Here is a 26,998-nt window from a genome sequence, read left to right as displayed (position 1 = left end):
TAGTGACCTGATCTTTTCTCACATGGAGGGTTGCGTCACTGTAGCTGGTGTTGTGGTCTGCCTGGCCAAGTGCTCTTTCATTTTCGCCACTTCAGTACCTGCCAGCATCATAATGCCAATACCATGGTTGTCATTTGTTACAGTCAGCAGATCCTTATCGTAATATTCCGCCGTGAAAGCATATCTGGATCCACTGCATACCCCGTGTACATTGCCTTGGCGGTCGATAGCTATCCGGGTCAATCCACTCCAGGCCCGCTCTGAAGCTTCAATATAACGCTCTGGCTGCTCCAACCAGCCGAAGCGAACGCCCCGCGCAAACCCATAAGCGAACATGGCTGTACAGGAAGCTTCCTGGTACGTGTTTGCATCATTCAGCACCTGATGCCATAATCCTCCCTCTCCCTGCAAGGCTGCATAACCATCACACAATTCATTGAAGAACCGGATTAATGCCGGGCGATCAGGGTGCTCTGCTGGCAAAGCCTCCAAAACTTCAGTCAGGGAAAACAGTGTCCATCCGTTCCCACGTCCCCACGGAATGTGAGTCGCTTGTTCATATTTGAAATCATATACATGAGACATGATTTTGAATTCAGGCATAAAAAGATATTTGCGATAAAGTAAAAATTGTCTGGCTGCCTCGTCCAGCGCCGATTGCTCCCCTGTCAGACGAGCATACCGAACCAGAAACGGGGTACTCATGTAGAGATCATCTGCCCACATGGTATTCTCGGCAAATTCCCCAATGCACTCGCGGTAAAATGCGCCGTCTTCCTGCCGCTCCAATCGGAAGAGCATGAAATCAGCAATACGCTCCGCAATCGGTAGAAACGTCGGTTCATTACATTCCGAGTACGCCTCAAGCATGGCTGAACCAAAAGAGCCGCAGTTATCCAGCATTTTCATCATGACCAGCTGCTGGTTAACCGCCGGGAACCCGTACTGTTCAAGGTCCCATAGCGAGTAATCATACATTCGGGTGCATGCCTGCACATGTTCTGCTGCATAACGAATGATATCGGGGCGATCCAAATAGCGTCCCGCTTGCAGTAGTCCATAAACCGTTACACCCAGCGGATAATCCCAGCGGCCGTAATTGGTCACACTGCCCACCGTCCACTTATTGCTAAGCATTGCATTTTCATAATACGGGCGAATCCATGCATCTGGCAGATCCAGCTGCCAATACGTATGCTCCGCATGTTTGTTTGGGTTATCGACTTCATTACTGCCCGGCGAGGCATTTATCCTGTACACACGGTCTGTCCTCAATAAATCTTTCACTTCCGGCTCCATTCCAGCTTGGAAAGGACCAACATACATCCACTTCTGTCCTGAAGCTCCGTGCACACGTTTAGGCAGCTCCAATTCAAGCGGCTTCCCGTTCACGGCTGCGCTCAAAGTGAACCTCCATGGCTCAGTGGTCGCGCTGCATTCGCTGCATACCAAGAGATCGTTCTGACCATAAGATGCCTGTATTTCAGACTCGAATGCTCCTGCTTCCTGTAACTGTACAGCTGGCTTCCCATTTACCCATATCGTTAGCGGTCCGGAAGAATGGCCGGACAAACTTATAAGGCTTCCCGCCGAGTCCCTATTGTTTATTCGTGTCCAAGCGTAGGCCCGCTGTCCGGGAACATGTCCATATAATCGCTCCAATGTCGGTCTGGCCTGCTGTTCGAGGGACCACTCCTTACTTGGAAACCACTCAAATATATCATCCTGTTCCCGTCCAAACAGGTTCCAATTAGGTTGAATGCTTTCGGATGTGGATGAAGTACTTAATCCGCGGGCAGCTTCTTTCTGATCAATAGGCTTTGTATAGACCCATCCAGCCTGTCCCTGACGTTCCTGAAAAGGCGCAAGCACGTTCAAAATGCGCACCTTTCCTTCATCCGAACCAAACTGGCATCCAAAACCAGCAGGGGTATATTTCATCTCAAGCAATAACGTATTCCAGCCGGGCTTGATGTCGATCCCCATTTTTACCGTGGCGTCCGGATTAATCTCGTCCATTACCGTTGAGCGGTACACCAGCTGATCATTAAAATAGAATCGAACTGGCCCATAGCAGCGAATGAGCACATCCAGGTTTCGATCCTCATCTCCCCATACCAATGCTGCGGCATAGGCTACCTGTCCTTTATGGGTATCCGTGAACCGTTCACTCAGATTGAAATCATACAACCCCTTCTCATTCTGCAGAATACCCGACTTCTGGAACACCCGATATACAAAGTCAGCTTGCGCATTGGCACCGATATACCTCTCAGCCAGCACTTTCAATATCTGATCCTGATCCTCTCCAAAACGGTAGTACATACTCTGCGGTTCATCAAAATACGTTGTCATGGATTGCCACAGTCCTCTCCGGATGGAATGAACACTCTCTCTTCAAATGTAATTGTCCAAGCATACGATTTGAGTATAGCGCTTAACCTTGGTGAGAAAATCCCTTGTACCAAGGCAATTGAAGCGTAAGCTTATGACTCCAAGCTTATTGCAAAACAGCCGAATAATATCCCCAGTATAACTGACAGGTTTATTGATTGGCTATAGAAATTTGTTTGCGCTTTCATATCATAGAAATGAGTCCCCTACTTTTCATAGATTATCAAATACGGTAAGAACAAAATCAGAGAATCGGTTTAAAAATGGGAATCGCCTGCCGATAAAGGTATTAGATTGGAAATTCCACTTTTTGTATGGGAAAGGAAAGATGAGCCTTGAGTATCCTTGAATCTTTGGTAAATGCTATGCCTTTTGTAAGACAGATGTTTCGTGACGATGTTTCCATATCCATTAATGATCATGAGAAAGTGTTATATTTTGCCGAGGCCAACGGGCTGGAGATTGGTGTAAAAGTAGGGGACGAGCTGCACGAGGACTATAAGGATTTCAAAATGCTGACGAACCGTGATTCCCGTACCGTGGCAAGAATGCCAGGCGATCTGCAAGGCAGACCTTTTGACGCCATACTCATTCCGATTAAAGAGAACGATCAGGTTGTGGGCATATTGGGCGTAAATTACGCGCTGGATAACCATATCATCCTTGAGAAACTGATCAGTGAAAATGAAGCAACCATTAACGCCCTGCTTGGTGGCATTCAGCAGATTGCAGCTCATTCGGAGGAACTATCCGCGACCTCGGAAGAGATCCTGCGCAACTCCAAACAAGCTGCAGAGAATTCAGTCAGTGTGACCAAGGTAACCAATGTAATTCGTGAAGTATCTGAACAAACCAATTTGCTTGGCCTGAACGCCATGATTGAAGCCGCTCGCGTCGGTGATCTGGGAAGTGGGTTCGGTGTCGTTGCCAGTGAAGTTCGCAAGCTATCGGATCACACCAAACAAGCAGCCTCAGATATCGAAACTTCGCTAGGCAGCGTCCAAGATTCAATGAAGCATATGGAGCTGGAGATTGGGCAGATTACATCCGCAACCGTGGATCAGGCGCAGTTGGTCAGTGAGTTTATGCAAAGTATCGAGCAGCTCAGCGAAACCAGTGCGAATCTGAAGAAATTTGTGACCGAGATGCTGGCCTTAGAGTAGGAATAGCAAGATAATAGAACGGACAAATAGACAAACGCAATATATGTACATATGCATTCAATAAAAGAAGCCCCCGACTGATTTCCTTATGCAGGAAGCCAGCGGAGGCTTTTTATTTTTGCTACAGGACAACCAGAATCATTCGCTAAATTTCCACAGCCACCCCGTAGTGATCAGATACAACCGGGCCGTTCTTGCCGTTAAGCACAACAGTAGAAGACTTCGCCTGCACCGGATGTTTGGAGAAGATGTAATCAATCCGAAGATCGCGTTTGTTGTCAGCCCATCCGGCAATGGCTTTGACTACCGTTGCTCCATCATCTTTTTGTTCGGCAGTGGTGTACAGGTCATTCCAGCCTTGGCTGACGATGTGATCGTAGCCTTCCCCGCGCACTTCCGCAACATTATTAAAATCTCCCATAATAAACAGCGGCTGATTCAGATATGGAGCAAGTTTGCTCTCCGTTAATTCCCACTGTCCCTTGAATGGTTCCTGTGCATCATCCCACCAGTTATAGTGTCCGTTCACAAACCACGCGGCCTCACCTTCAACGGATGTCTGTATTCCCACAATTTTGCGTGTCCGATAGTTGCTATAATCGCGCATGTGAGAGACATATTCTTCAAAAGAAGCCGTAATCGGCGTACGGCTCAGGATCGCCAGACCCTCATCGTATTTGCTGAATCCGATATGCGTTGGAACCCATGTCCAGTAATAGGTATCGGTCAGCTGCGTCAGCAAGACATGAGCGTAATTGTCTTTTTTGATCACGGCATCAGGATCGGTTGAGATAAAATGCTGCAAGTGTTCTGCAGACAATGCCGACTCTTCTATGGATTGATTGACTTCCTGCATGGAGATTACATCAAACTGATGTGTATTAATAAAATCAGCCAGCTGGCTGATCTTGTTCAACTGATCTTCTTCCGCCCAGGCGTGTGTATTTAACGTAAGTATTTTCATATATGCTCTCTCCTGTTGATTAAAATTGACCACTTCAAGGTCTGTATCGTTCCTGAAAGGAATACATACGCTAAGCATACACAATATGGAGCAATAACGCATGCCGGTGGGTAAATCCACCCCTGCTGATTCCATTTATAATGATCAAAAAGTCTATTACAAGTTCTCTCAATCCATGCACGTGGACACCCATAACTGATATGATGGATACAGAAAATCCACACCATACGTCAAGACGTATGGATCGTTAAACCTATGATTGCCCAGGAGATGGAATGATGAACATACCGATTGACATGAATCTGGATGATGCGCAGTGGCAGCAATTGATTCGAGAGGTTGCCGAGCACTTTAATAATCTGACGATTATGCGCGGATTCCAATATTATAAACAGAAACGTGTTGGATCATTAACCTTAACGGAACATCACGGAATCACAGCCGACGTGCAGGGCTCTGAAGAATATAACGTCACCTTGAGCGTCCAGTCTCTGCCCACCAGCTACTGTACGTGCCCGGTGGGTTCGCGCTGTAAACATATCATTGCCGTTATGATGAGTTATGCCGAGCTGCTGGAAAGGCCCGTGCATGCCATCGTTAATGCTCATTCCAGCACGGCTTTGAAACAGGCACCCAAGCCCGCAGCTTCCATGTCTGCATTTCGCTCCGATGCGGTATCCGAGCAGGATACAGATATCCCTCATCAACAGTACAGTCAGATCAGGGAACGGGCATTAGAGCTTGCAGGCCTGGAAATTACGGAGTGGCATGAACTGTTCGAACAATGCTTGGCCCGATTAGGTACAGGCACGCCAAGTACAACATATGTGCAAGAAGCTGCCGATGAACTGTATGCGATTAAGCCCAAATTATCCGCCGGGATGGATCAGCTGTTTGAATTCCATGTACATCTGTACCTTATGCGATACTGCATCCCTTCTCGCCATCCAATCAGTAATACGCCTATCTATCTGAGTTACCCTGCTCAGCTTGCCGTAGATGCACTTCAGAAAGGCATGGATCAGGTACTGAGCCGCCCCCTTCAATTTGCAGAGCTTCCGGACAATAAGATTAAGCAGTTGTGGAAGCGGCTTGAAGAAACCATAACGTACCTCCGTACACAGATGATGTCCGAGACGTCCACATTGATGCTGTTCACGCCGATCTATCGGCAGGTTTGGCTAAATTGGATCGTTCCTCACTTACAAAAGGATCATTTGCTCGTATCGGAGCTGAACATTTTACAGGACATCGAAGATCAGCTGAAAGAGGATGCTGTGAACACACCAAGCAATAGCGTAGGTAGTGTACTAAGTGTTGCCAATCTGACAGGCAGCAGCCAGTCCGGTAAGCCTAGAAAATCGGCACCCTTGCCACTTGTGCTCGCACAAAGCTGGATATACTTCCACTTGCATCAGGACGAGCAAGCCTGGCAACGGTTGACGAGCGGGAGTACGGCGTACGGCATCCCGGCAGAACATCTGCTGCATTTTCTGCATGTGCTCGCGGATGAATCGGATTGGAAACGGCTCGGTGCATGGCTTGCACAGCTTGGACCACTGCTGGCCAATCGCCGGAATGAACCTCTGCAGGATTATATGCAGCTTTGGGACATGACGATTAAGCATCTTCCCGAGATGGAAAATCACATGTGGGATACCCTGGTCAGCATGCTCCCTCACTCCCGTCCGGCTTACGAAGAAGCCATGCATAGCCGCGGACAGTGGCGGCGCTGGATTGATTTTCAGTTGAGTACGGAGACAGAACCACTTGAATTTCGCGTGGCAGTGCTGCAGCCGATTGAAAAAGATGCACCGGATCTCCTGCTCCCGTTCTACCATCAGGCTGTGGAACGATACATTGGTCACAAGAACAGAGACGGTTACAAGGCAGCGGTCAAGCTGCTGAAGCGGCTGTCCAAAATCTACAAAAAACTGAAGCAAGAGGAACGCTGGGAAGATTTCATCACCGCACTGGCTGTGCGGAATAGCAGACTGCGTGCGCTGCAGGAAGAACTTCGGAAAGGTAAGTTGATCTCATGAGCCTTATACATCCCTATACCGAAACGATTGAAGTCCACGTTGCATTAACCGGATACGGTGATGCCTTATTTTATGGAGCCCTTAATACTCATCATTTTGTATCGGGGCAGTCGCTTAAGCAGCGACTATTCGCCTGGCATGCTCCTTCCTTCTACGGAACCGAGCTGGAGACGAGACAGATTGAAGATATCGATCTGGTGGTACTGCCTGCGGAAGAGGTCATCCCGTTCTTCGCAGAGATGCACACGCTGCTGCACATTGAATGGAAATGGGACGAGCAGGCAGCTCATCTGATCAGGCTTGCTCCTACCCTTGCTGCAACCATTGAAAACCGAAAATATGTCCCCAGCTTCGCTGCTTATCGTACAGGTCAGCTGCAATGGAGCTGGGATCCGGATAGTATGAAGCCACAGGATCGATCTGCGCTGAGCAAAGCCCTTGAAGAGACAGACGAGAGCTACGCCGAAGGACTTAACGCGGCCTATTCAGCTACTGTATTCCAGCGGTGGTATAACATTGAGGAAGCTGCAACTGATCTGCGGCGCGAGTTCCCTCAGCTGTTCCCTCAAGGAGGGACACCACCAAGGACAGCTGGAATGGATGCCCAGGCCTGGCTTGTCTCCATCGGATGGAAAGCAGATGCTGCCCCGTTCCGCCCGCTTCTGCAATTGCTGGAGCCAGATGACGATGAACCCGCATGGCGGCTGCGTGTCGTTTTGCAGGATAAGCTGGATGCTGCTTCATTGGTTCCCGTTCGGCTTGATTCCCGCGGAAGACTTGAAGGTGAATGGCCGGAGGTGTGGACAGCATTTATCCTTGACCGTTCTGCCGGGTGGCTGGAGCAGCTACGTGCACATTTGCCGCGAATCAGCCGCTCCATCAGCGGGAGCCGTGATGTGCTCAGCGATCCGCTCAGTGATCAGGATGCATGGCAGTTCCTTACCATAGACAGCGGTAGACTGCTGGAATCAGGCTGGCAGGTACTGCTTCCGGGATGGTGGGAAGCAGCCCGCAAGAAGAAACCTAAACTTCGTGCCAAGGTGAAGCCGGAGGAAGGCAGTGAACGCGGACAGTCCTTCTTCGGACTGGACTCCATTATTCATTTTGACTGGCGCATTGCGATTGGAGATACCGATCTCAGTGAAGAGGAATTCGCCGACCTCGTTGCCCGCAACGAGCGGCTGGTACGATTCCGCGGAGAGTGGGTACCACTCGACCCTGCTCTGCTGGAGCAGATTAAGCGGGCCATGGGTGGTGTCGACCGGGAACAGGGCCTGTCGTTTCAAGACATTCTGCACCTGCATCTGCTGCAAAATGAGCAGCGTGAGTATCGTCATCAGAAATGGAAGGAAGGACAGCAAACCGAGGAGGAGCAGCAGCCGCAGTCTAATGAGAATATTCGTCTGGAGGTCGAGCTGAATGAACACCTGAACCGGATCATTGCACAGCTTGGTGGTGGACAAGGCGGGGCTCCTTCCCTTCCCGTTCCGACTGGACTGCATGCAGAACTTCGCTCTTATCAAAAAGAAGGCTTTGCATGGCTTGGATTCTTGCGCAAATTCGGCCTTGGCGCCTGCCTTGCGGACGATATGGGACTTGGCAAAACCATTCAGTTTATTACGTATTTGCTGCATCTCAAGGAGAATCAGCAGCGGTTACCCGAGGATGCTCCCGCCCTTCTCGTCTGCCCCACTTCGGTACTTGGCAACTGGCAGAAGGAAATCAGCCGTTTTGCACCTTCGATTAACGTCAGTCTGCACTACGGTGCACGCAGGCTTAGCGGAGAAGCCTTCAGGGAACAGACCGAGCAGGTCGATATCATCATTACTTCGTATGCTACCGCTACCCTGGACCAAGAGATGTTACAGTCATACACTTGGGCTTCCATCTGTCTGGACGAGGCACAGAACATTAAAAATGCGCAAACCAAGCAATCCATGGCGGTACGCAGTTTCCCTGCTAAACACCGTATCGCATTGACAGGTACACCGATTGAAAATCGTTTGGCCGAGCTATGGTCCATCTACGACTTCATTAATCCGGGATACCTTGGCAGCGCACGTGCTTTCCAAACCCGGTTTATTACCGCGATTGAGAAAGACAAAGATGAGCAGCGCATGCTGGATCTGCAGCAGCTGGTCAAACCATTTATGCTTCGCCGCAAGAAAAAGGATCCGAATATCCAGCTCGACCTGCCGGACAAAAACGAGATGAAAACCTACATTCATCTTACCGGCGAGCAGAGTGCCCTATACGATCAATCCGTTCAGGCACTGATGGATAAAATGAAAGAGCTGGAAGGCATTAAGCGCAAAGGTGCGATTCTATCTGCGTTAACCCAGCTCAAGCAGCTGTGTGACCATCCGCTGCTCCTGACGAAGGAAGCTCTGCCGGAGACGTTGCCTTCGGACGGCTCCAATACGGAGTATGACCTGTATAGTCCACAGGACATGGCGATGCTGATCAGCCGCTCCGCGAAGCTGGAACGGTTGATGGAGCTTGTGCGTGAGCTGCGTGAAGAGGGCGAGCGATGCCTTATTTTCACCCAGTACATCGGTATGGGTCAGATGCTGCAGCAGGTTCTCCAGCAGGAACTGCAGGAGCCTGTATTGTATCTGCATGGTGGGACATCCAAGACGGCCCGGGATCGTATGATCGACCATTTCCAGTCCCGTACACTGCCTGCGCATGAACAGCCATCCGTCTTCATCCTGTCCATTAAGGCAGGCGGCGTGGGTCTGAACCTGACCGCTGCGAATCATGTATTTCACTTCGACCGCTGGTGGAACCCCGCCGTGGAAAACCAGGCCACCGACCGGGCATATCGCATGGGACAGACGAAGGATGTCCAGGTGCACAAATTTATTTCCCTCGGCACGCTGGAAGAGCGTATAGACGAGATGTTGGAGAGCAAGCAGCAGCTTAGCGACAATATTATCACCAGCTCCGAGAACTGGATTACCGAATTGTCAACGGACGAGCTGAAGGATCTCTTTACTCGCCGCCGTGACTGGTCGGGTTAAGTGCCGAAGCTGCTATATGGGCTAATGGCTAAGAAAGCAGAAAAGCGAAGTTACCGACGCTGCGTCGAGAACTTCGCTTTTTTGTTATACCTCATGACCTTTCGTTGACCACAAAGGGGCAGATAAAAAGTGTAGATTAACGCATGTTGCCGATGATGGATGATCTGGAATCCTGCATTTTTTTGATAAAGTTCGTCATCACGTCAAACGCCTCATTACGCTTGTTGGACAAGGATTGCAGACGCAGCATCTCCATCTGAAGGGTACAGCCCGTTCCCAAGCGTCCATATTAAGCAACCACATTTCCTTTAAAAAAAATAATTGTGACCATATCAGCCCATCGAAAGTCTAATTCATGTAAAAACCAAGCAGGGAGCTGTTATCCCGTAATCCAAGAAAGGAGCTGTTATCCATGGACCCGACCGATCTCGTCAACCAAGCCATTCAGGGAGATCGTGACGCCTTTATCAGGCTCATCCGAGAAATTGAAAATTCCCTATACAATACAGCAAAATCCATGCTGCGAAAAGAGGAGGACGTGGCGGATGCCATTCAGGAGACAATCCTGAAAGCTTATAAATCCATGCCTACGCTTCGTGAACCCCAGTATTTCAAGACCTGGATGTTCCGCATCCTCATTAACGAATGTAATACCATGCTCTCCCGTCGCTCCCTCTCCACATCCTATGCAGAGGTGCCTGCCAAGCAGGAAGTATCCAGTCCCTACGACGAGGTAGATATGAGAGAAGCAGTTGATCGACTGGAAGAATCAAAACGAATTGTCATTGTGCTGCATTATTTTGAGGATCTAACCCTGCGTCAGGTAGCGGATACGCTGAATATATCCGAGAGTGCGGTAAAAATGAGACTTAGCCGGGCACGGCAGGAACTATACCAAAAATTCAAAAACTTTCGGGAGGTAAAATTGCATGTCGAACCCATTTAATATCGATCAGGAGTTAAAAAAACAAGCGAAGGAGCGCCCTGCCATGTCTAATCTTGTACGCACTCGAATTGATGCCACACTGGAGTCCCTTCCCGAATCACCCAGCCAGCTGAATAGTGAACAAGCTCAGCGTCCGCGCCGGGTAAACAAAGGACTGCGTCGTACCGCAGCGGCTGCCGTTGCCGCAGGTGTATTAGGTGTTACTGTATTTGCATCCGGATTTGTGTCTCCAGCCATGGCTGATTCTCTGCGCAACATTCCGCTCGTAGGCAGCCTCTTCAGCTCAATTGAAGCGGATATGGGTCTGAGAACAGCGGGTAACGAAGGTTTGACTACTCCAGTAAACAGTTCCTTTGCTTATCAGGATGTAAAATTCAAGGTATTGGAAACGGTATACGATGGCACACGCGCAGCATTTCTGGTTCATGTCACGGCTCCCAACCTGAATCAGGGCATGTATGATAACGGCAAGGACATTGTGAAGCTGAGCAGCGCAGTCGACAACGTTTTCCTCAATGTAAATGGATTTAGCCCAGATGAAGGCCTATTTTATAGTTCAGCCGGGGCGAACGAGCCCGATACCCTGCTTTTTGAACAGATCATTCCTACGGATCATAAAGGTGAATTCCCGGATCAGTTCGATGCCAAGGTTAAGTTGACACTGCAAGGGCTGGATCATGAGTTTGAGTTAACCGTTCCATTTACCAAATCAACAACGGACACCTACAAGGTTCAGCCTGATACCGTCACGGAGAATGGCTTGTTTACGGCCACTGTTACGAAAGCCGAGGTTACTCCTATCACAACACGCTTAACTGCCGCCATCGGTTTGAAGGGGAAACAAACGTTGACTGACAAAGAAAAAGAACAGCTGCAGGACATCAGGTTTGCCATCTATGATGATCAAGGTCGGCAACTGACTGCACTCAGCGGCGAGGGTATCTATGAAGATAACCAGTTGAAATGGGAAAGCATATATGCGACAACAGCGAAGGATGTAAAATACCTGGTAGTAAAACCTTTTGAAATGAAAGATGACTTTACCGAAGAGGTCAAAGACAATCAATTTATTCAGGGAATGGAAATGAAAGTTCAGCTCCAATAGCTCGAACTCATTTCCTTGCAAAGGGGTCATCGCATGTCCATTCAATTTACCATTTCATCTCTAAGTGTCCTTGGTCCACTATTTATTCTGAATCTGCTCGCTCTGGTGATCCACGCCAGGGTGAGCAAAGTTAGATATACGAGCAAACAGTATCTGCTGATGCTGACATTCGCTATATACATGCTTGGCGTGCTGCATTTTGTATTTTTCCCAATCGATGTGAATATCGGAATCTATGCCAACCAGACACCCTGGTACAAGAACCTTCAATGGGTTCCGCTCCTGACTGCCGATGCGCCAAGTTTCCTTCTGAACATTGTGCTGTTTATGCCGCTGGGGTTCCTGCTTCCTCTTTTGAAACCATCGGTTGACTCGATACGCAAAGCGGCATCGGCGGGCCTAATGTTAAGTTTCACTATTGAAATATTGCAGCTTGTGATCCGGATTACTCTGGGGAATGGCCGCTCGACTGATATTAATGATCTAATTGCGAATACGGCAGGAAGTGTGCTTGGTTTTGTTATTCTTGGTCTGCTCATTCGCCTGATTGGCCAGAACCTGATTCTTCCCTGAACCATGCGAGGGCACAAGCGCTCTACTATGCGTTAGAATCTTAAATCTGAAAATGAGTATGCCTCCCGAAAGGCAAAACATGGTCTGTTCCTTAAGATGAAAAAGTCAGCAAGCTGTGATACAATGAAGGAATTGTGTATTCGCAGACAGACATGCAGATAGAGCTCATTTTTGATGCTCTCCATCTACTGATCATGCTGCCAATCTAGGGAGGTTTATGGAACAACCATGCTCATTATTGGTATCGCCGGAGGGACCGGCTCCGGTAAAACGACGGTAGCTCGCTCCGTCATCGACCGTCTTGGATCAGGCAAAGTGACGTTTATATCCCAGGACAATTATTACAAAGATCAATCACAGCTCACGCCAGAGCAGCGTCGACTCACCAATTACGATCATCCGTTTGCATTCGACAATGATCTGTTGATTGAGCATCTTACCCTGCTGAAGCAAGGACAAACGGCATATGCTCCCGTATATGACTTCACCATAGATAACCGTGCTGCCAATGAGACGGTTGAACTCGCACCGAACCATATCGTTATTGTAGAAGGCCTTCATGTGCTCATCGACGAACATCTACGTGCCCTGCTGGACATCAAGGTATTTGTCGATACCGATTCCGACGTTCGCATTTTGCGGAGAGTGCTGCGGGATATGGAGGAACGTGGACGTACGATTCAATCCGTTTACAAACAATATCTCGAAACCGTCAAACCTATGCACGATGCCTTTATCGAGCCTTCCAAAAAGTACGCGGACATTATTATCCCCGAAGGTGGACATAACGAAGTCGGCATTCAGATGTTGTCGATTTTGACCGAGAAATACCTGACCGGAGAGAAATGGAACGGCGCATAGAAGATATCTAATGCAGAATTGTTAGCCGCCTGCCTCTTCTGGTTTGAGAGAAGCAGGCACGGAACAGCTACAACATTCAATGTAAATTCAACTGAAATCCAGGCTGCGTTGGTGCAGTCTGGATTTTTGGTGTTATTCTGTTTCTCTCTTTTCAAATGGGTGAAAATGGGTTATCCTTGAAATATATGAGCTTGGCAACTACATATTAGATCTTCTACCTTAAAGCATAAGGCTATGAATCTACGGATTCGTGGCCTTTTTTTGTGTTTTGGGAGGTTGGATGGGTCTAGAGGAGGGGTTTTAAACCAAAATTCGGAACACCAATATTGAGAAATAATACCAAATACCCAGTTATACATGGTAGAATATTGATGATTATTACAAATTTAGTATCTAGCAGTATCAAGTACATAACCACAACGAGGAATTGAAATTAGAAAGGAGCAGTATTCATGAAGAAAATGATTTTAACCGGGGTTACGGCATTGGCTTTGCTTGCAGGGGGCGTAATAGGTTCAGGAAGTATCGGGAGTTCAGTAGAAGCCGCTCAAGCTACGCTAAAATTCAAAGATGTTCCTTCGACACACTGGGCGGCTGCAGCGATCAACTCCGCAGTTGAACAGGGATTTTTCCAAGGGTATGCCGATGGGACATTCAAACCAAGCTCACCCGTGACCAAGGCCGAAATGGCTAGTATTCTCGGACGTTTAACCGATCAGCCTAATGCAGCCATACAAGAAACAAATAACTTTACAGACGTGCCTGAATGGGCAAAAAGTGGCGTATCCGCTGCGATTGCCAAAGGCTTCATCAGCCCTGCCAACTACAATGGAAAACTCGATGCCAAGGCATCTCTAACACGGGGAGAAATGGCGATCTGGCTGGCACAGGGGCTGACCGTGGTTGATTCGGATTACAAACAAGCTCTGTCTGATGTAACCAATACGGTGATACCTGCGAAGGAATACTTCACAGGCAAACTGGCAAGCAACCAAAAAAATGCTGTCGCTGTTGCTCTGGGTACAGGGTTGATGAGTGTTGCTAATGATAAAAATTTTGGAACCGATCGCACTACGACAAGGGCCGAAGTTGCTGTGCTGATCGCTCGTTATGCAAGTGTGGCGAAAACGAAGCCTGCTGATTTTCAGGGCTTGAATGAGTTGCGTGCAGTTGGTTTAACGGGGACGAATTTGAGCATTATTGCACCTAAATATCAGAAAACACCAGAAAAGAAGGTTTCACCAAACGTTGATTACAGCGAAGTCACAGACGACTTCTCGAAAGTTCGAAACAAAAATATTATTACTGACACTAGTTATGCTGACCTCAAGATAAAGAATTGGATTATTGTTAATACCTTTGCAAAAGGTTCTGCAAGAAGTATCTATTACCCTGTTTTTGTAGACGAAGGATTCACTCTCTTAAGGGGAGCATACTATTCTTTTGCAGAACTTGAATTGAACGTGAAAAGTAAAACTATGACTTCACTTCAAGCTGGAAGTTTACTGAACTCAGCAACAATTAATCCTATGAATTCTCCAAGATCAGATGCATTTACTGCATATGGTGGGCCTAGTATTAATGATGTCACTAAAAGTAGAGGTGTATTCACTGTTAATAATCCGGTCTATTGGAGTAGAGGGCTTTTACATTTCGATAAGGAGTTGATTTCCGATGTCAGCCTTGTCGCCAAAGAAGGTCCTACCTACAGCGTAATAGCCACAGATTAGAGGGGATAAATATTGGGGCAAAAAGTATTTTTTAAAAAAGCTGTATTGATCGTTCTGTCATTGGTTTTATTAGTATCTTCAGTAACCCAAGTCCATGCAGGTGGGGGGCCAGGTGTCAAACCTGCATTGGAGTCATTTCATATGGAGCCTCCTACCCCTGCAAAATCGCAAAAAAAGGTCATTCCTGTTGAGGGGACAAAAAAGACCAACATAGGTGTATATATTTACCAGGTTGACAGTCTTAGATGGAAAGTTGATGGTCAGTGCAACAACATCGAACTACAAAACGACCCTAGCAAGAACCTTCCTGTTTCCTCAACAGTCTGTGTCGACCTTGACTTGAATAAAGATGTTTACATTCCATCCGATTACTTTGATAAAGCCGGTGAAAAGCGCTCCAATGCAGAAATTACTGATAGATCTAATGAGCCTCATTACATGGATAATACAGCTTATTATGAACCAGGAGAGCCAATCTTGGTTTCTGTTGAATCATTTACTGGCCGTAGAACAAAATTCACCACACAAATTGGTGGTGCTATTCCACCAATTAAAACAGCAGAATATAATCCGCCCAAATGGAATGCGGATTATCAATTCAACACGGATCTATACTGGAAAGCTTTAGCCGAGATCACCAAAGAAATCAATCTTACCAATGGCGGCCAACTCAGCATTAACCAATCCAAGCAATTAAATGCAACCGTAAAGACCAAAACCGGTGATGGAAGCTTTGGTGCTGAAACCAATGTAAATAGCGGTAATGGGCGCACGACATGGACTTCCTCCAACCCTGCTGTTGCAACCGTTAGTAATTCAGGGCTTGTCCAAGCCGTAAGCAGAGGTACTACCACCATCACCGTACTGTGGGAAAAAGACGACTTCCAATTAACGACAACCACAACGATTGGCGTAGAAGAAGATCCCGGGAACGGGGGTGGCGGAGGAAATGGGGGCGGAAGTGGTATTGGTTGTTCACCGACAATCGGGCCACCATCTACAGGGACCATTATGAGCATGAGTGACCTTGATCCAAATGCTAACGGTGTTATAAAAGCAGATAACAGAGGAAATGAGACATTCAATGTATTGAGAGGAATCCCTACTTCTGAGTCACTGTATACCAATGCATTTGCTGACAACTATCTCTTCAAGCAGGCCTGGGCGAAAATGTCGGGCAAAGTCACGTATGATTGCAGTGTTACGCTGTCCTATGACAGGGAATGGACTGTACCGGGCCCTGATATCTGTACCGAGGATGGCTGTACGGATGGACCACCTGTTCCAGCCAATGACACAGTAACCAAACCATACAATTTCCAGATTACACGGGACTACTCGTACTGGAAAATCAACAATCTTGAAGTATACAAGATCACAAAAGCGACCATGAAGAATTATGCCCTGCCGGGTGAACTGGTCACCATGATTCCATCCGGATATACACCGCCAACTTTGGTATCCAAAAACGATGAAAACGTGGAGAGCCATGTCAGACCAGGGCAAACAACGTCTATCTCCTATACCCCACCCAAATTAACAGGCGGGCTGGATGCACCTCCAGATGTACCGGATGATACGTCGCGTTTGAAGGGAATGGCGGAGTCCAACACCCCTCAGGCAAAAGTGAATAATGACTCGGTCATATTCAACAATACCAAGATTATGGACGACACGGAGGCGACCAAGGATGGACCTACGCCATCGAATATTCCTAACCCTACAACGATTGGCCAGGATGTCCTCTATAAGCCAAATAACATGATTAGTAACACGCTGGTCAACAAAGAAAACACACCAAGTTCCGGTACCATTTATTACGATCTGCTGCCCGGGAATGTAAATGGCGGCGCCAACAAAGATTTCCCGATTAACGGCATTAACACCGTTACCGTGCACACCCCAGTCGTAAACTACGCCCTGGTATCGGATGATCAGGCTCATAATCAGAAGACGACTCCGGATCTAACCCGGTCAGCACTGATTCTGGAACGTCCTTTTATTGTCCGTATACCAACGACTGGTCAGCATTTGGACGCAGCAAGTTACCCCGGTTATGGCAATCGGGACTATGCCAAATATTTTCGAATGAAACAGGTGAAATTCCCGTTTGATGTCTATACCGCGGATAGAAGCCAATTTATCCCGGCTAAAACCTGGGTAGATATCCCGGTAAATCAGCTGGACACCAGCTTTTACCTCCCGGTATGGGTAGACGAGGGCAACTATGAAATTGAATTCCGCAACATTGCGGAGAACGCTCCCCCCAACTTCACCGAACAGCAGGATGCCAATACCAACCTGGCCCATCACGTAGCTGCCGATACGGTTCCAGTCGACGTCATCGGTAGGCTATACGATTTTCACGTCACCGACATTTCGGACTACAACTGGGAAAATGTTTTTCGCAAACAGCCAGGCAGCCCCGAGCCAACGGGAGTCAGCTATTGGACAGGCTTGAATCGTATAGATGGTGACCCTCGTGGCAATCTGGCACCTTTCGTATTGCCCATTCGTCCAGGCAGCCATCCAATACAGGGATTCAAAAATGTGGCTGTAAAAACCGGGTACCATATCAAGTTTGACCTCAAAACGAAAGGTAATATGTTTGGTCAGCAGGATGGGGTACGGATTACGCCAACTTTTCATTTCGTGAACGAGGATGGCACCTCCCGGCAGGAGGTCGATCTGTATTACCACAGAGGACAGGAAAGATTTATCCGTATTGGATCTGCACAGGATTTGGAGAAACGCTTTGTGGTTCTGAATGCCCGTTTGCGGAATGTTCCTGGTACCGAAATGGGCGATACCGCTCGTTATCGATACACCTTTGAACTGACCAAAGAGGAGCAGAGCCAAGGCACACTGGCTGAATACATGGTTCGTTTCGTCGATCAGATCTCGCACCAGAAAACGTGGGTCGGACGTTATGATTGGATGATCCTGCCCTCATCCATTCGTACATTGATCGGACCCAAAACAGACATCCCGCAAGGCGTTAACTTGGATCGGGCAAATGCAGCCATCCAGCACTGGTACGGAGAATACAGCCTGCCAGCTGATGTATACGCCGTGCCGAAAGGCACGAATTTGGAGCCACTTGCGAGACAAAATCAGTTGGATGAAAAGTCCGCTGTGTTCCTGAGGAATGGGTATATCGTGGTCAACTTCAATATTGAAAGTCTACGAAATGGCGATACGGACGCGCCTCATCTCCAGTACATCTATGCACCTCTGATGAATCAGTGGCAGATGGAGGGTTTTCAGAACAATCCGGTCAATACTGAAGGCAATACTTGGCCCATCCAAGACGGGGATGTTGTCTTCTACCATGCCAATCGGTCGAGCCGAAACGACTTCCAATCCCAAGTACCACATTAAAATAAAGACAACAGGAGATGCTTAATACTCGGCTGCGCCAGCAGGCTTACGCATATTGGATCGCATTGAACGGTGTGCATAGATCGGTTTGATCACCGGTCTGCGCATATTGTAGTATTTTTCAACAGCAGTTCATCATTTCATATAGTCCTTATACAGTAAAAGGATTACTCCGACCGTCATCACCATGACCCGGAATAATCCTTTTTCTTCGCTTAATTATAAAGACCACAATACACTGTACCAACTTAGCCCGTAATGCCATGAAGGGCATACTCTCGCATCTTATCCTTGATCTCTTTCACCGACAACACCGAAGCCATCAGGTTTCGTGTATAGGGATGACTGGATGCACGCGTTAGCTGTGCACTTTCTAACACCTCAACGACTTGACCCTTGTACATGACCGCAGTGCGATCGCTAACCTGCTGCACCACAGCCAGGTCATGCGATATGAAGATACATGAAATCCCTGTCTCCTCACGCAATCGGACCAACAGATTCAATATTTGCTGCTGAATGGAAACATCGAGAGCCGAGGTAGCCTCATCAAAAATGATCACATCCGGCTGCACTCCGATCGCCCGCGCAATAACCACTCGCTGCTGCTCCCCACCACTGATTTCGTGTGGATACTTGTCAGCAATGGCAGTAGGCAATCCCACCAGCTCCAGCAAACGATGAATTTCCTTTTCCCCCTGCCTGCGCTTGATCAGTTTATAGTTCAATAAAGGCTCAAGAATAAACGATCCCACCCTCATGCGGGGATTGAAAATTGCCGAAGGTTCCTGAAAAACCATCTGAATCTGCTTGCGCTGCTGCCGCAAGGCCTCTCCCCTTATCCAAGTAATATCCTGCTGACGATAGATGATCTGCCCGGAGCTTGCCTTTTCCAGATGGGTCACGCATTTGGCCAAGGTGCTCTTGCCACTTCCGCTCTCCCCTACAATTCCCAGACATTCACCCGGATAGAGCTTCAGATTGATAGATTGCAATGCTGCATGCGCTCCCTGGCCCCTGGATTCGTAGGTTTTACTTAAATTCCTCATTTCCAGAACGGGTATCCCCTCATCTATCATCCGTATTCCCCTCCAATTCAGGTACTGCAGCTAGCAATCCGCGGGTATAAGCATGACGTGGACTTGTAATCATGCTTGAAGTTTGTCCAAACTCAACCAGTAACCCATTCTGCATCACACCGATGTAGTCTGCCATATGGGCAGCAACGGCAATATTGTGCGTCACAATGATCATCCCTGTTCCCTGACTTGCCCGAAGGTTGGTCAATCGTTTGATCACTTCAACCTGAGTGGTTACATCCAGCGCACTGGTCGGTTCATCGGCAAGCAGCAGTTCTGGCTCCATCGTTACCGCCATGGCAATTGCTGTTCGCTGCTTCATGCCTCCGCTAAGCTGGCCGGGATACATGCTCATCATACGCTCGGGGTCATCCAGCCCCATCTGTGAGAGCATGTCCACCGCCATGGCATAGGCAGCTTTCTTCGATAGATCAACGTGTGTACGGATCGCCTCGATGTACTGACTTCCTATTGTACGGATGGGATTCAGATAAGAACCGCTATCCTGAAAAACCATAGCTATCCGCTTGCCGCGTATGCTGCCCCATTCCTTCTGCGAAAGACTAAATATCGATTTCCCCTGAAAAACAATGTCTCCCCCGGCATACTGCCCACCGTCTGGAAGCATGCCGAGCAAAGCTCGAAGCAACGTCGATTTACCACTTCCGCTCTCGCCCACGATTCCGATAATCTCCCCCGCATTCATTGCGAACGAAACATTCTGCAGTGCAGGTGAACCGCTCTTATACACTACAGAAAGGCGGTCTACACCCAGTAAAGCGCTCATTATTGCCCAACCTGGATATTGCGATCCAGGAGATAAAAGTCAATCGGATACATCGTTGCACCCTGTACGGTGCTCTTGCTGACAATGTTAATTGGAGTGTAGGTAATAAACATGTATGCCGCATCATCCAGAATCATCTGCTGGGCTTCTGCAGCCAGTTCATATCTTTTCTCCACATCGAATTCGGAATGCAGCTGCTGAATCACCGCATCCAGCTTCGGATTGCTGTATCCACCGATGTTCCACTCCGCTCCCGTTTTGAAATAAAAGTCGAGAATATACTGGGGATCTCCGGTAATCCCTGTATTAATGCTGGTCAGCGCCAAATCGTAGTTCCCGCTTTTTTGGTGATCAGTCAGGTCCTCGTAAGAGGTCATTTCCAGATTAACTCCAATTTCCTTGAGCTGGGACTGCATTGCAGCAGCCACAATGGAGTCCGATTCGTAAGCTGAATTGAGGATCAATTGAAGCGTTAGCTTTTGTCCGTCTTTTTCCCGAATACCGTCCCCATCCGCATCCTTGTAGCCAGCCTCATCCAACAGCTTCTTGGCTGTCTCCGGTTCATAGTCATACCCCTTCACCTGATCGTAGCCAAAAGGAAGAGCCGAGGTAAACGGTCCTTTGGCCGCCTGGCCGCCCACCAGTGTGTTTGCATACATCTCGCGGTCTATGCCATATGAAATTGCACGTCGTACGTCCGGCTCACTCAGCAGCGGATTTTGCGTATTAAACCATACAAACTGCGTACGCAGGCTCGGGATTTCATCAATCGTATATTGACTCTGATCCTGGAATAATGCCAAGCTGCTTCGTCCCACGTTGCTGGCTACATCAATCTCACCCGATTGCAGTGCAAGGGCACGTGTGCTGTCATCCTTGATATATTTGAATGTAATGGTATCCACATCGGCTGCCCCGTCCCAGTATCCGTCATACTTTTTCACCTGAATCTCCTGATCCGGGGTATATCCTGTTACCATAAATGGACCTGTGGCGATAGGTTCACTCTTGAATTGGGATGTATCTGCACTCGTATCCACAATCACAAACAAGGGTTCAGCAATATTGCCGAGCAGGGAGGCATAAGGCTCCGTTGTTTTGATGGTTAGATCCTGGCCTTCTGCAGTCATGGAAGCCACCGGCAAGGTCGATTGCCCTCTCTCATTCAGCTCCATGGAACGTTCAATGGACTTCTTCACCGCATCTGCTGTGACCTTATTTCCGTTATGAAACGTTACGCCGTCCCGGATATGAAAATGCCATGTCGTATCATCAATACGATCCCAGCTATCCGCAATTTTCGGTACCAATTTCATATTTTCGTCAAACTGAATCAGGGTCTCTCCTATTGCTGCCCGTGTAAGGGTCCAGCCGTTCCACTCCTCTGCCGGATCCAGATTACTACCAAGCCAGAATAGCGCTACATTCAGATGCGTCGGTGTACCTGCACTGCCTTTATCAGCCTCAGCCGCCTTTTCGCCAGATGATGATGAGGTGGAGGTACTTGTTGTGGTTTGGCCACATGCCGCGATAATACATAAAACCAATAATGACAGTACGGTAAGCGTTAGCGTTTTTCCATATCTCGAATTCATTCCCGTTCCTCCTGTTAAGCCGCCTTTTTCTTGGGATCCAGCACATCCCTCAGACTGTCGCCCAGCAAATTAAAAATGATCACCGTGCAAAAAATCGCAAGTCCCGGATAAATCAACAGCCACGGAGCTGTCTGCAAATATCGTCTGCCTTCATTCAGCATCGCCCCCCACTCCGGTTCAGGAGGCTGAGCACCCAGCCCGAGAAAGGACAGGCCTGAGATCGATAACATCATGCCGCCCACATCCATCATCGCCATGACGATGAGAGGAGACAGCATATTGGGCAGGATGGTTCTGGTGATGATCTGAATCTTCCGCGCGCCGCTGAAGGCGGCCGCCGCGACATACTCCTTTTGCTGAAGCGAGATCACCAGACTTCTTGCCAGTCGTGCATACTTCGCCCACCAAACAACCGCCAGGGCAATTACCGTATTAAATAGGCCTGGCCCCAGCATCCCCACTACTGCGATAGCGAAGATTAATCCTGGAAAGGCCATCAGCGTATCGGATAACCGCATCAGCACTGTATCTGTCAGCCCACGGGCAAAACCCGCGATAACACCAATGGCTACACCAAGCACAAACACAATTCCGATCATCATAAATGTAAGCAGAAGCGACGTCCTGGCCCCGTAAAGGATACGGGATAACACGCAGCGTCCAAGCTGATCAGTTCCAAGCGGATATTCCGAGCTGGCTGGCTGCAGCACCTTGGCAAAATTCGTTGCCAGTGGATCATGCGGTGCGAGCAGCGGCGCAATCATGGCGAGAATGACCCAGAGAAGGGTCAGTGAACATAGAAACGTGAACCAGCGATGCTGTGTCAAAATAAGCTTAAATTCTCTCATTTTAGACATCCACGTCCAGTCGAATCCGCGGGTCATGCAGATGTGTCCAGAGATCAACCATCAGATTCAGCAATACATAGATGGTTGCCATCCAGATGACATAGCCCTGAATCAGGGGATAGTCTCTTGTAAAGATGGCATCCACCGCCATCTGCCCTACACCCGGCCATACGAACAAACTTTCCACAATGGCTGCCCCTCCGAGCAGGGCGCCTGTGGACATGCCCATGAGCGTAACGATGGGCAATAATATATTGGGTAAAATATGCTGCAGCATAATGACTCTCTCCTTCACTCCTCTGGCTCTGGCCCCCGTGACATAGTTCTGGGACATCTCTTCCAGAATGACCGTACGGATCTGCCTGATATATTGGGCGATTAGAGGTAACGCCAGTGTGCATGCAGGCAATATCAGGCTGTTCCAGCCCGAACTCCCCATGACGGGCAGCAGCTTGAGCTGTACGCCAAACACCAGCATGAGCAGCATCCCAAGCCAGAAGCTGGGCATGGACAACCCGGCAAACGAAAACAGGCGTATGACGTAATCCAGCACGTTGTTTCTGTAGACGGCGGACAAAATGCCCAGTGGAAACGCAATCAGAATGACCAGCACCAGGGCACTTCCTGTTAGCCGAAGCGTGGCTGGAAGCCTGGACAGCAGAATGTCGAGCACAGGCCTGTCGTATTTATAGGACGTTCCGAAGTCTCCGGTAAGCACCTGTCCCAGCCAGCTTCCGTAGCGTATCCAAAACGGCTGATCCAGTCCCAGCTGGACACGCACCTGCTGTACCAATTCGTCCGACGGTGTGACCCCTGTAGACATGAGCATAAGCCTTGCCGGGTCCCCCGGAGACAGATAAGTCAGCAGAAACGTCAGAAACGAAATGCCGAATAACACGGCTGCCAGCTGAATGAATCTTTTCACAATATATCTACTCACATGTCTGACATCCTCTCCCCAATCTCCAACCCCGTACATGACTTGTCCATGCATATCAAAAAAGACGTCTCTCTCCGCTAGTACCGGATAAGGACGTCTTAAATAAACAGATTTCCAGAAAAAATCATGCTCTCTAAACACCTTCCTATCTCCCGTAGGTACTACTGTGTTGTTAAACTAGGCAGGTCTCCTGGCTCCAGAATCCTCGTCATTGCAGCACCTTCCCGGCCTAAACCAGTGGCATAACGCTGCATGACTCCTCTGTTACAGTGGCGGGACCGCGCCGGCATCACACCGGTCTTCCCTATTAAGCTTCTACCCGAAGGTATAGCACCCAGTTCCACATATTCAATTGAAATGCATTCTGTACCAGTATAGCTGGCTCACAGATAATGATCAAAGCATTTATTCAAATTTGAAACAGCTCGTCAGCCTATTCCCGCTCTCTCGAACCTTTCGGGGAGACTCCTGTCACGCGCTTAAACATCTTGGAAAATAAAAGCGGATCCGTATACCCCACGGAGTGGGCAACCTCACTGACCGAAAGCGTTGAACTCTGCAGCAGCTCTGCTGCGCGATTCATCCGGTATTCAAGAAAAAAGGCTTGCAGCGACTTCCCGTACTTCTCCTTAAACAGACCGGACAGATACGTACGATCCAGACGCACGGACTGCGCAATATCAAGGATGGACGTCTTCTGGCTGTACCTGTTCTCCATAAACTGAACGGCTTGCCTGATGTATTCATCCTTGGTGGAAAGAGGCCTCTGTGGCTTGTCCTCATCAGGGGAGGAGGAGATCAGTTCAGCCATTAATCGGTACAGCAGGCTCTGGCTGAATACATCTCCACCATTGCGCAATGTGGCCTGAACCATGTTTTCATATAAACCATCCATTACCTCTGGATCGCTAGCTTCAAATACAGGGGATGCTGGACTCAGGTTTGCCCGCTGCATGAATGTCTTGGCATGTACGCCCTTAAATCCGAACCAGGAGTATGTCCAAGGATCATTCGCATCGGCCTCATAATGAATGATCGTACCCGGCAGAATGGCAAAGCCCTGACCCTGCGTCAAATGGTACTCCCTGTCTTCCATACGAACGGTTCCCCGTCCCTCATGAATGTAATGAACCACATAGGAATCTCGTACCCCCGGACCCCAATAATGAGACGGATCACAATTCTCCCAGCCGAAAAATAGCAGCACCAGCTCCATCTGTGTCCAGTCCATGGGCACCACGTTCATCTCGATTGGACTCACCTTCTCACCCCTTCTCTTCTTCCGCATCAACATGTGTCTTACTTTAGATTATAACAGGTATATTGGTTAAATATCAGCTGAAAGCGGGACCAAAAATGGGATTATGCCATATATGGGTGAGGTTGAGCCATAGTTATATAAGCCGGATCGGCCTATAGTTGGGGTACACCATTATTCAGGGAGGCTGGACTTGTGATGAACAAAATTACGTTTCTCGGTGCAGGCAGCACCGTTTTTGTCAAAAATGTATTAGGTGACGTCATGATGACCGAAGCACTGCAGGATTTTGAATTGGCCTTGTTTGATATCGATGCCGAACGGCTGAATGATTCGGAGCGACTGCTGACCAGTATGGGCCGTTCTCTTGGAAGCCGTTGTTCCGTAAAAAAATACACAGACCGCAAAGAAGCACTGCGCGGTGCCAAATATGTGATTAACGCCATTCAAGTGGGCGGATATGATCCATGTACAATTACGGACTTCGAAATACCGAAGAAATACGGACTGCGTCAGACCATTGCTGACACCCTCGGCATTGGCGGTATCTTCCGTAATTTGCGTACCATTCCGGTCATGCTCGACTTTGCCCGGGACATGCAGGAAGTGTGTCCTGACGCCTGGTTCCTGAACTACACCAACCCGATGGCCGTCCTGACCAATGTCATGAACGTGCATGGAGGGATCAAAACGGTAGGTCTGTGCCACAGCGTGCAGGTATGCGTGCCTCACCTGTTTGAAGCACTGGGAATGGATCAGACAGGCGTAGTTGCAAAAGTGGCAGGAATCAACCATATGGCCTGGCTGCTGGAAGTAACGAGAGATGGCCAGGATCTGTATCCGGAGATTAAACGTCTGGCGAGGGAGAAACAGAAGGAGCAGCATCATGATATGGTGCGTTTCGAGCTGATGAATCGTTTTGGATATTACGTAACGGAGTCCTCCGAGCACAATGCCGAGTATCATCCATACTTTATCAAACGGAATTATCCGGAATTGATCGAACGCTTCAACATCCCGCTGGATGAATATCCGCGCCGCTGTGTGAATCAGATTGAAGGATGGAAGGAAATGCGCGAGAAGCTGTTTGCCAGTGAACATATTGAACATACGCGCAGCCGTGAATACGCTTCGCACATCATGGAAGCTATGGAAACGAACCGTCCATACAAAATCGGCGGTAATGTAATGAATACCGGCCTGATTACCAACCTGCCTCGTGAAGCCTGTGTCGAGGTGCCATGTCTGGTGGACGGGTCCGGAATCAGCCCAACATACATTGGCGACCTGCCTCCACAGCTGGCAGCACTAAACCGCACCAACATCAACACGCAGCTGTTGACAATTGAAGCGGCCATGACGGGCAAAAAGGAACATATCTATCATGCTGCCATGCTGGATCCACACACTGCTGCCGAGCTGTCCATTGATGACATCGTGGCCATGTGCGATGAACTGATCGAGGCTCATGGGGATTGGCTGCCGAAATATACATCCTAAAGCAAAAGATCATTTGTATTTCATTGATGATTAGAAAAGCGCCGAAGGCCTCTGCAAATCCAGGAGGCTCCGGCGCTTTTCTAATGGGTATGCTTGTTACAATTTCATACTAATCCTGAAGCAAAAAGCGATAGCCAATTCCCGGCTCGGTCTGGATGAATCGTGGCTGCGTAGGGTCTTCCTTTAACTTTTTGCGCAGATGACCCACGTAAACCCTCAGGTAGTGACTGTCGGATTCATGATGATGCCCGCCCCATACCTGCTGCAGCAGCTGGCGCTGGGTAATGATCTTTCCGGCGTTGGAAGCCAGAACCTTGAGCATATCGTACTCTGTGGGTGTTAATTTGATCGGCAACCCGTCCAGCTCCACCTGCCTTTGTGCCAGATCTACAGTGAGGGCTCCAAAACGCAGTACAGGTTCATCTGTTGTCTTCGCCACATGGCGAAGTGCAACCCGAATCCGGGCAACCAGTTCACCCATGCCAAACGGCTTCGTTACATAGTCATCGGCTCCACCGTCAAGCGCAGCAATCTTGTCTTCCTCGCGCTCCTTCGCCGTCAGCACAATAATGGGCACCTGAGACCATTCGCGGACCCGATGCAGCACATCCATCCCGGACATCCCCGGCAGACCCAGATCGAGGATGATCAGGTCCGGATGAACGATGCTCGCCTGAATGACAGCCTCGTCGCCATCAGCGCATTCATGAATCTCGAATTGATGAGCCTGCAGGGTCACCTTCAGCAGTTTGCGAATCTGTGGTTCATCATCTACAACCAATATGCGTGCCCCTTGCGATGCCGTCATG

The 26,998-nt window shown here is 48.7% G+C and carries 19 protein-coding genes and 1 riboswitch; of the genes, 10 read left to right on the top strand and 9 right to left on the bottom strand.

The features are described from left to right. Positions 1-18: 18 nt before the first annotated feature. Positions 19-2,355 (bottom strand): glycoside hydrolase family 88/105 protein, encoded by a 2,337-nt coding sequence (locus F4V51_RS01310; protein ID WP_153976556.1) that lies wholly within the window; start codon positions 2,353-2,355, stop codon positions 19-21. Between the two features lie 374 nt (positions 2,356-2,729). Between F4V51_RS01310 and F4V51_RS01305 the strand changes: the two genes are divergently transcribed. Next, a complete protein-coding gene (locus F4V51_RS01305) occupies positions 2,730-3,557 on the top strand; it encodes a methyl-accepting chemotaxis protein (RefSeq protein WP_153976555.1) in 828 nt (275 codons plus the stop codon). A 145-nt stretch (positions 3,558-3,702) separates the two neighbouring features. Here the strand turns inward: F4V51_RS01305 and F4V51_RS01300 are convergent, their stop codons facing one another. After that, positions 3,703-4,521, bottom strand: a complete 819-nt coding sequence (locus F4V51_RS01300) for an endonuclease/exonuclease/phosphatase family protein (protein WP_153976554.1) — start codon at positions 4,519-4,521, stop codon at positions 3,703-3,705. 275 nt (positions 4,522-4,796) lie between these two features. Between F4V51_RS01300 and F4V51_RS01295 the strand changes: the two genes are divergently transcribed. The 8 genes from F4V51_RS01295 (at position 4,797) to F4V51_RS01255 (ending at position 18,182) form a co-directional block, all read left to right on the top strand. Further along, positions 4,797-6,563 (top strand): SWIM zinc finger family protein, encoded by a 1,767-nt coding sequence (locus tag F4V51_RS01295; protein WP_153976553.1) that lies wholly within the window; start codon positions 4,797-4,799, stop codon positions 6,561-6,563. Between the two features lie 5 nt (positions 6,564-6,568). Further along, positions 6,569-9,586 carry a DEAD/DEAH box helicase gene (locus tag F4V51_RS01290; RefSeq protein WP_153980518.1) on the top strand — a complete coding sequence of 1,006 codons (3,018 nt, stop codon included), beginning with the start codon at positions 6,569-6,571 and terminating at the stop codon, positions 9,584-9,586. 412 nt (positions 9,587-9,998) lie between these two features. Then, complete coding sequence (locus F4V51_RS01280; RefSeq protein WP_153976551.1) at positions 9,999-10,532, top strand: RNA polymerase sigma factor; 534 nt, start codon at positions 9,999-10,001, stop codon at positions 10,530-10,532. Next, positions 10,516-11,637, top strand: coding sequence for a DUF4179 domain-containing protein (locus F4V51_RS01275; protein WP_153976550.1), 1,122 nt, complete (start codon positions 10,516-10,518; stop codon positions 11,635-11,637). The genes F4V51_RS01280 and F4V51_RS01275 overlap by 17 nt, the downstream gene beginning before the upstream one ends. A 33-nt stretch (positions 11,638-11,670) precedes the next feature. After that, positions 11,671-12,210 (top strand): VanZ family protein, encoded by a 540-nt coding sequence (locus F4V51_RS01270; RefSeq protein ID WP_153976549.1) that lies wholly within the window; start codon positions 11,671-11,673, stop codon positions 12,208-12,210. A 228-nt stretch (positions 12,211-12,438) separates the two neighbouring features. Next, the gene (gene udk, locus F4V51_RS01265) at positions 12,439-13,071 is read left to right on the top strand and encodes a uridine kinase (protein ID WP_095293127.1); all 633 of its coding nucleotides are present in this window, start codon (positions 12,439-12,441) and stop codon (positions 13,069-13,071) included. Positions 13,072-13,523: 452 nt separating this feature from the next. Beyond that, entirely contained in the window at positions 13,524-14,801 is a 1,278-nt protein-coding gene (locus F4V51_RS01260; protein ID WP_153976548.1) for an S-layer homology domain-containing protein, read from the top strand. A 438-nt stretch (positions 14,802-15,239) separates the two neighbouring features. Then, a complete protein-coding gene (locus F4V51_RS01255; RefSeq protein ID WP_153976547.1) occupies positions 15,240-18,182 on the top strand; it encodes a DUF5704 domain-containing protein in 2,943 nt (980 codons plus the stop codon). 248 nt (positions 18,183-18,430) lie between these two features. On the opposite strand, the gene F4V51_RS01250 is transcribed toward F4V51_RS01255, so the two are convergent. The 6 genes from F4V51_RS01250 to F4V51_RS01225 all read right to left on the bottom strand — a co-directional run bounded on the left by F4V51_RS01250 (position 18,431) and on the right by F4V51_RS01225 (position 24,692). Then, positions 18,431-19,261 (bottom strand): ABC transporter ATP-binding protein, encoded by an 831-nt coding sequence (locus tag F4V51_RS01250; RefSeq protein WP_153976546.1) that lies wholly within the window; start codon positions 19,259-19,261, stop codon positions 18,431-18,433. Continuing rightward, positions 19,251-20,048 (bottom strand): ABC transporter ATP-binding protein, encoded by a 798-nt coding sequence (locus F4V51_RS01245; protein WP_153976545.1) that lies wholly within the window; start codon positions 20,046-20,048, stop codon positions 19,251-19,253. The genes F4V51_RS01250 and F4V51_RS01245 overlap by 11 nt, the downstream gene beginning before the upstream one ends. After that, positions 20,048-21,643 carry an ABC transporter substrate-binding protein gene (locus F4V51_RS01240; protein ID WP_153976544.1) on the bottom strand — a complete coding sequence of 532 codons (1,596 nt, stop codon included), beginning with the start codon at positions 21,641-21,643 and terminating at the stop codon, positions 20,048-20,050. Before F4V51_RS01240 ends, F4V51_RS01245 begins: the two co-directional genes overlap by 1 nt. Before the next feature lie 14 nt (positions 21,644-21,657). Beyond that, entirely contained in the window at positions 21,658-22,491 is an 834-nt protein-coding gene (nikC, locus tag F4V51_RS01235) for a nickel transporter permease (protein WP_153976543.1), read from the bottom strand. Between the two features lies 1 nt (position 22,492). Then, positions 22,493-23,572, bottom strand: a complete 1,080-nt coding sequence (nikB, locus tag F4V51_RS01230) for a nickel ABC transporter permease (RefSeq protein ID WP_236146674.1) — start codon at positions 23,570-23,572, stop codon at positions 22,493-22,495. A gap of 21 nt (positions 23,573-23,593) precedes the next feature. Continuing rightward, positions 23,594-23,784: riboswitch (cobalamin riboswitch) on the bottom strand. 80 nt (positions 23,785-23,864) lie between these two features. Continuing rightward, the gene (locus F4V51_RS01225; protein ID WP_153976542.1) at positions 23,865-24,692 is read right to left on the bottom strand and encodes an AraC family transcriptional regulator; all 828 of its coding nucleotides are present in this window, start codon (positions 24,690-24,692) and stop codon (positions 23,865-23,867) included. A 195-nt stretch (positions 24,693-24,887) separates the two neighbouring features. On the opposite strand from F4V51_RS01225, the gene F4V51_RS01220 reads away from it, so the two are divergent. Next, positions 24,888-26,189: an alpha-glucosidase/alpha-galactosidase gene (locus tag F4V51_RS01220; protein WP_153980516.1), complete on the top strand. Its 1,302-nt coding sequence runs from the start codon at positions 24,888-24,890 to the stop codon at positions 26,187-26,189. A 109-nt stretch (positions 26,190-26,298) separates the two neighbouring features. Here the strand turns inward: F4V51_RS01220 and F4V51_RS01215 are convergent, their stop codons facing one another. Continuing rightward, positions 26,299-26,997, bottom strand: a complete 699-nt coding sequence (locus F4V51_RS01215) for a response regulator (protein ID WP_153976541.1) — start codon at positions 26,995-26,997, stop codon at positions 26,299-26,301. Between the last annotated feature and the right edge of the window lies 1 nt (position 26,998).

The organism is Paenibacillus xylanilyticus (genome assembly GCF_009664365.1).
GTDB lineage: Bacteria > Bacillota > Bacilli > Paenibacillales > Paenibacillaceae > Paenibacillus > Paenibacillus xylanilyticus_A.
The sequence above is the reverse complement of the archived record's forward strand: the minus strand, read 5'-3'. Positions and strand labels throughout refer to the sequence as shown.

Excerpts from the sequence above, each read along its gene's own strand:
- F4V51_RS01310 (WP_153976556.1), bottom strand. The coding sequence starts at position 2,355 with ATGACAACGTATTTTGATGAACCGCAGAGTATGTACTACCGTTTTGGA.
- F4V51_RS01300 (WP_153976554.1), bottom strand. The coding sequence starts at position 4,521 with ATGAAAATACTTACGTTAAATACACACGCCTGGGCGGAAGAAGATCAG.
- F4V51_RS01295 (WP_153976553.1), top strand. The coding sequence starts at position 4,797 with ATGATGAACATACCGATTGACATGAATCTGGATGATGCGCAGTGGCAG.
- F4V51_RS01280 (WP_153976551.1), top strand. The coding sequence starts at position 9,999 with ATGGACCCGACCGATCTCGTCAACCAAGCCATTCAGGGAGATCGTGAC.
- F4V51_RS01275 (WP_153976550.1), top strand. The coding sequence starts at position 10,516 with ATGTCGAACCCATTTAATATCGATCAGGAGTTAAAAAAACAAGCGAAG.
- F4V51_RS01270 (WP_153976549.1), top strand. The coding sequence starts at position 11,671 with ATGTCCATTCAATTTACCATTTCATCTCTAAGTGTCCTTGGTCCACTA.
- udk (WP_095293127.1), top strand. The coding sequence starts at position 12,439 with ATGCTCATTATTGGTATCGCCGGAGGGACCGGCTCCGGTAAAACGACG.
- F4V51_RS01260 (WP_153976548.1), top strand. The coding sequence starts at position 13,524 with ATGAAGAAAATGATTTTAACCGGGGTTACGGCATTGGCTTTGCTTGCA.
- F4V51_RS01255 (WP_153976547.1), top strand. The coding sequence starts at position 15,240 with ATGGATAATACAGCTTATTATGAACCAGGAGAGCCAATCTTGGTTTCT.
- F4V51_RS01250 (WP_153976546.1), bottom strand. The coding sequence starts at position 19,261 with ATGATAGATGAGGGGATACCCGTTCTGGAAATGAGGAATTTAAGTAAA.
- F4V51_RS01245 (WP_153976545.1), bottom strand. The coding sequence starts at position 20,048 with ATGAGCGCTTTACTGGGTGTAGACCGCCTTTCTGTAGTGTATAAGAGC.
- F4V51_RS01240 (WP_153976544.1), bottom strand. The coding sequence starts at position 21,643 with ATGAATTCGAGATATGGAAAAACGCTAACGCTTACCGTACTGTCATTA.
- nikC (WP_153976543.1), bottom strand. The coding sequence starts at position 22,491 with ATGAGAGAATTTAAGCTTATTTTGACACAGCATCGCTGGTTCACGTTT.
- F4V51_RS01220 (WP_153980516.1), top strand. The coding sequence starts at position 24,888 with ATGAACAAAATTACGTTTCTCGGTGCAGGCAGCACCGTTTTTGTCAAA.
- F4V51_RS01215 (WP_153976541.1), bottom strand. The coding sequence starts at position 26,997 with ATGACGGCATCGCAAGGGGCACGCATATTGGTTGTAGATGATGAACCA.